At 70.3% G+C, this 7745-nt stretch carries 9 protein-coding genes, 1 tRNA gene, 1 pseudogene and 1 riboswitch; of the genes and pseudogenes, 6 read left to right on the forward strand and 5 right to left on the reverse strand.

What is annotated here, in order from left to right:
* A partial coding sequence (locus I0Q12_RS32265; protein WP_374068609.1) for a threonine/serine exporter family protein occupies window positions 1-658 on the reverse strand: 658 nt, incomplete at its 3' end.
* Between the two features lie 119 nt (window positions 659-777).
* On the opposite strand from I0Q12_RS32265, the gene I0Q12_RS07265 reads away from it, so the two are divergent.
* A tRNA-Thr gene (locus I0Q12_RS07265) sits at window positions 778-852 on the forward strand.
* Window positions 853-948: 96 nt separating this feature from the next.
* On the opposite strand, the gene I0Q12_RS07270 is transcribed toward I0Q12_RS07265, so the two are convergent.
* From I0Q12_RS07270 to I0Q12_RS07280, 3 genes are all read right to left on the reverse strand, one after another.
* Window positions 949-1578 (reverse strand): ABC transporter, encoded by a 630-nt coding sequence (locus I0Q12_RS07270; RefSeq protein WP_197251289.1) that lies wholly within the window; start codon window positions 1576-1578, stop codon window positions 949-951.
* A 37-nt stretch (window positions 1579-1615) separates the two neighbouring features.
* Window positions 1616-1930, reverse strand: a complete 315-nt coding sequence (locus I0Q12_RS07275; protein WP_197251290.1) for a multidrug efflux SMR transporter — start codon at window positions 1928-1930, stop codon at window positions 1616-1618.
* A gap of 10 nt (window positions 1931-1940) precedes the next feature.
* A riboswitch (guanidine-III (ykkC-III) riboswitch) is annotated at window positions 1941-2001 on the reverse strand.
* A gap of 34 nt (window positions 2002-2035) precedes the next feature.
* Window positions 2036-2242, reverse strand: a complete 207-nt coding sequence (locus I0Q12_RS07280; RefSeq protein ID WP_197251291.1) for a hypothetical protein — start codon at window positions 2240-2242, stop codon at window positions 2036-2038.
* A 139-nt stretch (window positions 2243-2381) separates the two neighbouring features.
* Here I0Q12_RS07280 and I0Q12_RS07285 point away from each other — a divergent pair, with 139 nt between their 5' ends.
* From I0Q12_RS07285 to I0Q12_RS07295, 3 genes are all read left to right on the forward strand, one after another.
* On the forward strand, window positions 2382-3089 hold the full coding sequence (locus I0Q12_RS07285; protein WP_197251292.1) for a response regulator transcription factor: 708 nt from the start codon (window positions 2382-2384) through the stop codon (window positions 3087-3089).
* Complete coding sequence (locus I0Q12_RS07290) at window positions 3090-4496, forward strand: cell wall metabolism sensor histidine kinase WalK (protein ID WP_197251293.1); 1407 nt, start codon at window positions 3090-3092, stop codon at window positions 4494-4496.
* Window positions 4497-4563: 67 nt separating this feature from the next.
* Complete coding sequence (locus I0Q12_RS07295) at window positions 4564-5694, forward strand: alpha/beta hydrolase (protein ID WP_231610184.1); 1131 nt, start codon at window positions 4564-4566, stop codon at window positions 5692-5694.
* Here the strand turns inward: I0Q12_RS07295 and I0Q12_RS07300 are convergent.
* Complete coding sequence (locus tag I0Q12_RS07300) at window positions 5670-6095, reverse strand: HIT family protein (protein WP_197251294.1); 426 nt, start codon at window positions 6093-6095, stop codon at window positions 5670-5672. The two genes, I0Q12_RS07295 and I0Q12_RS07300, sit on opposite strands and share 25 nt — an antisense overlap.
* A 146-nt stretch (window positions 6096-6241) precedes the next feature.
* On the opposite strand from I0Q12_RS07300, the gene purD reads away from it, so the two are divergent.
* Both purD and I0Q12_RS32270 read left to right on the forward strand, forming a co-directional pair.
* Window positions 6242-7501: a phosphoribosylamine--glycine ligase gene (gene purD / locus I0Q12_RS07305; RefSeq protein WP_197251295.1), complete on the forward strand. Its 1260-nt coding sequence runs from the start codon at window positions 6242-6244 to the stop codon at window positions 7499-7501.
* 68 nt (window positions 7502-7569) lie between these two features.
* Window positions 7570-7745 (forward strand): annotated as a pseudogene (locus I0Q12_RS32270) (aspartate aminotransferase); the annotation flags it as partial.

Below are 7745 nucleotides of genomic sequence, written 5' to 3' on the forward strand. Positions count from 1 at the left end.
TCGCCGGGGCGGTCGCGATGATGCCGCCGACCAGGTGCTGGAAGAAGAACGGCAGGCCCAGTCCGTTGAGGAACCGGTTGACCCGGTCGATCACCAGCGTCGACACGAACGCGACGGCCGCGACGAGCAGGCCACCGCCGAGCAGTATCCCGATCGACGCCGCCATCGCCGACCAGGCGAAGGTCGCGACCCAGCGGTTGTAGGGGTGCGGAGCCGACGTGATCGCGAGCAGTTCCTCGCGGGCCTGGGCGGGGGAGATCGCGTCCCGTCTGATGCGGCGGGTCAGCCGGTCCACCGCCGCGAGCCGGGTGAAGTCCATCGACCGGTAGTGCACGATCCGCATCGTGCTCGCCGGCGGCATCGTCGGGCCCCGGTGTGCCGACAGCACGATCGAGTTGTAGGTCACGTCCACGTCGCAGCGTGCCAGCCCGTAGGTCGCCGCGACGAACTGCACCTGATCCGAGGTGTCGATCGCGCCGGTGCCGGAGGCGAGGAGGACTTCGCCGACCCGCACCGCGACGTCGAGGGCTTCGGCGACCGTCGCGTCGTCGGTCAGATCGATCGGCTGCAGCGGCGCCGGAGCCTCGGTGACCGCGTCGACGGTTGCCCGTCGATCCAGGACGAGTTTTCCGAGCATTGCGCTCAGCACGTTCACCATCGCGTGCCCCCGGAGATGGGAACCAGGATCGTCGCCGGGGAAACCATGCACCCCACCGTAACCAAACCGGCCGGTGGCGCGAGGGGGCTGTGATGCCTATATGATGATCGCGCTTCACTGCCTCCTTAGCTCAGTGGTAGAGCACTCGCCTTGTAAGCGAAAGGTCGTCGGTTCAATCCCGACAGGGGGCTCCACGATCGGTCGGAGTGCCGATCCGGGCATCAAAACGACATCCGCACACGGCCTGGACGTGTGCGGATGTCTGTTCGTTCTGCGGCTGACGACGCGCGTCAGCCGGGCGGGAGTTCACCCTTTCCGGAAGCGCCACCGCTGCGCAGCCAGCGGCCCGGCAGCTTGCCCGCGAGGTCGCCGAGAGGTCCCACCGCACCGCGCAGCAGTTCCACCGTTTCCTGCAGCAGGTCGATGCTCAGGTGCATCTGCTGGATGCCTGGGGTCAGCTGCGCGAGGGTCTCGGACAGCGACACGATCTGGTCGAGCGGGCCACCCTCGGCGAGCAGTCGTTCGAGCGCGCCGCGTTCGGACAGCAGGACGTCGAGGACACCGCCCTCCGTGAGCGCGCGTTCCACGACACCGCCGGGCTTGATCGCGGTGTCGACAATGCCGCCGGGAGCGAGCAGCCGTTCGACGGCGCCGCCGGGCGCGAGCAGCCGGTCGAGCGGACCACCCGGTCGCAACGCGTGCCCGAGCGGGCGGTTGTCCGACGCGAGCTCCGACACCTGCTGCAGCAGTCCCAGGGTTCCGCGGGTATCGGTGAGGCCGACCGCGCCGAGCGTCTCGTAGGTGGCCGGGGAGACGGCCACGCGGACCGTGCCGATGACGGACTCCGCGATCCCGAGGGCGGTGTCCGCCGCGGTCAGACCGACCCGGAGCGGGAATGCGAGCGCGGACGCCAGATTCATGCGTTCACTGTAACCACCGGACACACGAGAAAACGGTCTAGTGGAGCGCCTTCAATCCGATGACGCACCCGACGATTCCGAGGATGAGGAGGATCTTGGCCACCGATACGGCCTCACCGCCGGTGACCATCGCGAATCCGACGGTCAGCGCCGCCCCGATCCCGACCCAGACCGCGTACGACGTGCCGACCGGCAACGTGCGCATCGCGTACGCGAGGCCGGCCATGCTGACCAGCAGGGCGACGACGAAGAGGACGGACGGTCCGAGGCGGGTGAATCCGGCCGAGCGGCTGAGCGCGGTGGCCCACACCGCTTCGAGGACACCGGAGAAGACGAGAACGATCCATGCCATGACGAGCTCCGCTGCACCGTCTTGTCGCTGGCCGGGTACGGTGCGCTCGTCCGGGTGTCGATCGACGGTCTGTAGTCTAGCGAACTTTTTCGCGGCGGCCCGAGGTCAGGACGCCCGCAGCGCCGTCGCGGACACTCGCAGCTCGGTGCAGCCGCAGCCACCCGACAGTTCCGAGCAGTCGATGATCAGGCTGTGGCGGACCGACGCGAGGTCGGTGCAGTCGGGGTCGGTGCATTCGATCTCGACAATCGCATGCACCACGAGGGTTCCGTGGCAGTGGTCCAGGTCGGCGAGGCAGGCGGAGCACGACATGCCCTCATTGTTAACACCGGGGTCCGACAGCTGTGTGAGGCGCGCCCGTCACCGCCCGCCCGAGTCCGCAATGCCCGAGTCTGCACTCCCAGCGTTCTCACAGGAAGCAGTCAGCGACCGGACAGCCGCACCCGAGACAATGGGTTACGTGACCGTTCCCGAAGCGCGAATCCTGATCGTCGACGACGAGCCGAACATCGTCGAACTGCTCGCAGTGAGCCTGAAGTTCCAGGGGTTCGAGGTCGCGACCGCGTCGAACGGCACGGAGGGCCTCGACCGGGCCCGCTCCTTCCGTCCGGACGCGGTGATCCTCGACGTGATGATGCCCGGCATGGACGGGTTCGGGATGTTGCGTCGTCTGCGCGCCGACGGCATCGACGCCCCCGTGCTGTTCCTCACCGCGAAGGACTCCGTCGAGGACAAGGTGTCGGGCCTGACGCTCGGTGCGGACGACTACGTCACCAAGCCGTTCAGCCTCGAGGAGGTCATCGCGCGCGTGCGCACGATCCTGCGCCGCGCCGGGAAGGTGTCCGAGGAGGACCGGTCGTCGCGCATCACCTTCGCCGACATCGAACTCGACGACGAGACCCACGAGGTGTGGAAGGCCGGACAGCCGGTGTCGCTCTCGCCCACCGAGTTCACCCTGCTGCGGTACTTCATGATCAACGCGGGCACGGTGCTCAGCAAACCGCGCATCCTCGACCACGTGTGGAACTACGACTTCGGTGGCGAGGTGGGGGTCGTCGAGTCGTACGTGTCCTACCTGCGGCGCAAGATCGACACCGGCGACCGGCCGCTCATCCACACGCTGCGTGGCGTCGGATACGTGATGCGCGAGCCGAAGTAGATGCGTCGCCTGCCCGCCCTGCCGCTGCGATTCACCCTCGTCGCCGCGCTGCTCGTGCTGTCGGGGCTCGGGCTGCTCGCGTCCGGGATCGCGGTGACCTCGTCCCTGCAGGGGTCGCTGCTGAGCCGGATCGACCGCGACCTGCACGACGCCGCGCACGGCTGGGCCAGGCCGCTCGGCACCCGTCCGGATCCGCCGCCTCCGGCGGTGGGTCCGGACCGGCCGCCGAGCCTGTTCTACGTGCAGGTCCTGAACCCGGACGGCACGGCGCGGGTCACGATCAACGATCGGTCGGCGGCCCCGGCACTGCCGGGCGCGCCCACGCCGGAACCGGTGACCGTCGGGTCCGTCGGCGGCTCCGGCCCCCGGTGGCGGGTGCTGACCACCTCCAACCCCGACGGCGGCACCACCACCGTCGCGATGAGCCTGGAGGAGATCGGGGAGACGGTCGGGCGACTCGTCGTCCTGCAGCTCGGAATCGGCACCGCGGTGCTGGTCGTGCTGGGCGTCGCCGGCTACTTCGTGGTCCGGCGCAGCCTGCGCCCGCTCCGGGAGGTGGAACGCACCGCGGTCGCGATTGCGGGCGGTGACCTGCACGAACGTGTGCCGGAGCGTGATCCGCGCACCGAGGTGGGGCAATTGTCCGTGGCTCTGAACTCGATGCTCGCGCAGATCCAGTCGGCGTTCGCGGCGACCGCCGCGTCCGAGGAGTCGGCGCGCCGCTCGGAGGAGAAGATGCGCCGGTTCGTCGCCGACGCGGGGCACGAGCTGCGCACCCCGCTGACCACGATCCGCGGGTTCTCCGAGCTGTACCGGCAGGGGGCCAGCCGCGACACGGATCTGCTGATGACCCGGATCGAGAACGAATCGCGCCGCATGGGAGTCCTCGTCGAGGACCTGCTCATGCTGGCCCGTCTCGACGCGCAGCGGCCCCTCGAGCAGAAGCCCGTGGACCTGCTGGCCCTCGCCGCCGACGCCGTGCACGGTGCCCGCGCCGTCGCGCCGGACCGCACGATCGGGCTCGAGGTCATCGACGGACCGGGCACCCCCGAAGTGCTCGGCGACGTGGTGCGACTGCGGCAGGTCGTCGACAATCTCGTCGCCAATGCGCTCACGCACACCCCGGCCGATGCGTCGGTGACCGTGCGGGTCGGCACCGTCGGTGAGGACGCCGTGCTCGAGGTCGCGGACACCGGACCGGGACTTGCCGAAGAGGACCGGGAGCGGGTGTTCGAACGCTTCTACCGGACCGACACCTCGCGGACCCGCGCGTCCGGCGGCAGCGGCCTGGGTCTGTCCATCGTCGCGGCACTGGTCGCCGCGCACGGCGGCACCGTCGACGTCGACAGCGAGGTCGGCAGGGGCGCGACGTTCCGCGTGCTGCTGCCGCGGCGGCAGGTGGACTGACTTCTCGGTAAGTTGCCCGCTACGGTGTCTGCGGAACAGGCCGCACGACGCTGGAGGCAAACCGAGCATGGGCATCACCGACATGGCACGCAGTGCGGCCGGCGCTGCGTTCGGCGCGGCCCGCAACACCTGGTCGTTGTTCGCGGGCGACGGGATCGCGCCGCCGCACCGCACCCCGTCGGTGGTCGTCGGCGACGGCCCGCACCGCACCCTGCGCCGATTCGGCCCGGAGGATGCCGGGGCCCCGGTCCTGCTCGTCACCCCGCTCGCTGCGCCGTCGAGCTGCTACGACCTGATGCCCGACCAGAGCGTGGTGCAGTACCTCGTCGAGCTCGGCCGCAGCGTCTACGTCCTCGACTACGGGCCGATGAACGTCGACGACCGCGACCTCGGATTCGAGGTGTGGATCGACGACATCGTGCCCGAAGCGATCCACCGGGTCTCCGAGCTGAGCGGCAACCGCGAGGTCGACCTCGTCGCATGGAGCCTCGGCGGGACGCTCTGCCTGCTCACCGCCGCCGCGCACCCGGAGCTCCCGATCCGGTCGATCGCCGCGTTCGGCACGCCGATCGACTACGCGCGGATCCCGCTGCTCGCGGTCGCGCGGCTCGCGGGACGATACGTCGGTGATCCCGTCCTGGCCGGGGTGTCACGCGTCCTCGGCGGTGTCCCGGCACCACTCGTGCAGATCGGCTACCGCGCGACCGCTCTCGAGCGGGAACTGTTGCGGCCGTGGTTCATCGCCCTGAACATCGCCGACGCCGACCGACTGGCCCGCATGGAATCGATCGACCGGTTCCAGGCCGGCATGTTCGGTTATCCGGGACGGTTGTTCCACGAGATGGGCATGCGCCTGACCGTCGCCAACGACCTCGCCTCCGGGAAGGCGCGGTTCGGGGAGCGCACGATCGACCTCGCCGCGGTCACCGTTCCGGTGCTCGCGCTGGCCGGAACCGAGGACGTCCTGGCGCCGGTCCCGGCCGTCGAAGCGATCACCGGTGTCCTGCCGAACGCGGCGGTCCGGTTCGCGACCGCGCCCGGCAGTCACCTCGGTCTGCTCACCGGGCCCACCGCGCGCACCACGGCGTGGGTGCACCTGGCGCAGTTCCTGGCCGACCCGCACGGTACGCCGCAGGTCCCGGCGAGCGACCTCGCACCCGAGGTCCGGGACGCTCAGTCCGGGACGTTGGCGCCGTAGCCCAGTTCCCGCAGCGCCGCGCGGATCTTGTCGCGGGCCTCGTCGAGGGCCTCCGGCGACGGGTCGCGCTCGGCCTTCGAGATGTCGAAGTCGCCCAGGTCGTAGGCGGGGAACACGTGCAGGTGCAGGTGCGGAACCTCGAGTCCGGCGATGAGCAGGCCCGCGCGCGGGGAGTCGTACGCTGCGCACACGGCACGGCCGATGATGCGGGCGACGCCGTTGACCTCGGCCCAGAGTTCGTCGTCGACGTTCTGCCAGTGGTCCACCTCCTCGCGGGGGACCACGAGCACGTGGCCCGGGTTGATCGGGTTGATGGTGAGGAACGCGACGACGTCGTCGTCCTGCCACACGAAGCGACCCGGCAGGTCGCCGGCGATGATCATGCTGAATACGGAAGCCATGTCGGGGAGGATAGGCGCCGAGGTATCCGCTGAGCAGACGGACACCCGCCAACGGATAAACCGTCGGCGGATGACTTTCGGCGAGCGGATCCGACGGTCCGCCCGGCTGAAACCGTGGCACCGGGCAGTCCCGTAGTCTGTCCTGCGTGCGCGTACTCGTTATCGGCTCCGGTGCCCGTGAACATGCTCTCGTCCTGGCTCTGTCCCGCGACCCGGGGGTGACCGCGGTCCTCGCCGCACCCGGCAACGCCGGAATCGCTCAGATCGCCGAACAGTTCCCGGTCGACGCCGCCTCCGCCGAGCAGGTCGTCGCGCTCGCGAAGGAACAGAACGTCGACCTCGTCGTGATCGGCCCCGAGGTCCCGCTGGTGCTCGGTGTCGCCGACGCGGTGCGTGCCGCGGGCATCGCATGCTTCGGCCCGTCCGCCGCCGCCGCCCGCATCGAGGGATCGAAGGCGTTCGCCAAGGACGTCATGAACACCGCGGGGGTGCGGACCGCGCACAGCGAGGTCGTCGATTCGCCCGGCGTGCTCGACGAGGCGCTGGATCGCTTCGGTCCGACCTGGGTCGTCAAGGACGACGGACTCGCCGCCGGCAAGGGCGTGGTCGTCACCGCCGATCGCGCCGTCGCGCGCGATCACGCCGCCGAGATCCTCGAGAACGGGCACCCGGTCCTGCTCGAATCGTTCCTCGACGGCCCCGAGGTCTCGCTGTTCTGCCTGGTCGACGGCGAAACCGTCGTTCCGCTGCTGCCGGCCCAGGACCACAAGCGCGTCGGTGACGGGGACACCGGACCCAACACCGGCGGCATGGGCGCGTACACGCCGCTGCCGTGGCTGCCCGCCGAGACCGTCGACGTCATCGTCGAGGAGGTCGTCCGGCCGGTCGCCGCGGAACTCGTGAACCGTGGCTGCGGCTTCTCCGGGCTGCTGTACGCCGGTCTGGCGATCGGCAAGGACGGCCCCGCGGTCGTCGAATTCAACTGCCGCTTCGGCGACCCCGAGACGCAGGCCGTTCTCGCGCTGCTCGAGTCCCCGCTCGGTGAGGCGCTCGCCGCCACCGCCAACGGCACCCTCGCGGAGCTGCCGCCGCTGCGCTGGCGCGACGGTGCTGCCGTGACGGTCGTGCTGGCCGCCGAGTACTACCCGGCCAGCCCCCGCACCGGCGACGTCATCACCGGCGCCGGCGCCGACGCCGAGGGCGTGCTGCACGCCGGCACCAAGCGCAACGAGTCCGGCGCGATCGTCTCGGCCGGTGGCCGGGTGCTCAGCGTGGTCGGTGTGGGTGCCGATCTCAGCGCGGCCCGCGACCAGGCGTACGCGACACTCGCCGGAATCAAGCTGCCCGGTGGGCATTTCCGCACCGACATCGGGCTCGCCGCCGTCGAGGGCCGCATCACCGTCTGACCTGCTGTCCGGGGGCGGGCGGTAACCGATCGTCCGCCACCGGAAGGTGAGGGACTACCGTCGGATCCGTGCGTAACGAATCCCGACGATCGAACATCGAAACCTTCCACGTCATGGATGTGTGGAAGGCCGCGGCCGAACGTCAGCGCACCCACGGCGACGTGCTGTCGCTGGCGGCCGGGCAGCCGTCGACGCCGGCGCCCGCGCCGGTGCTGCGCGCGACCCACCGTGCGATCGACGACGA

The sequence above is a fragment of the Rhodococcus sp. CX genome (genome assembly GCF_015865005.1).
GTDB lineage: Bacteria > Actinomycetota > Actinomycetes > Mycobacteriales > Mycobacteriaceae > Rhodococcus.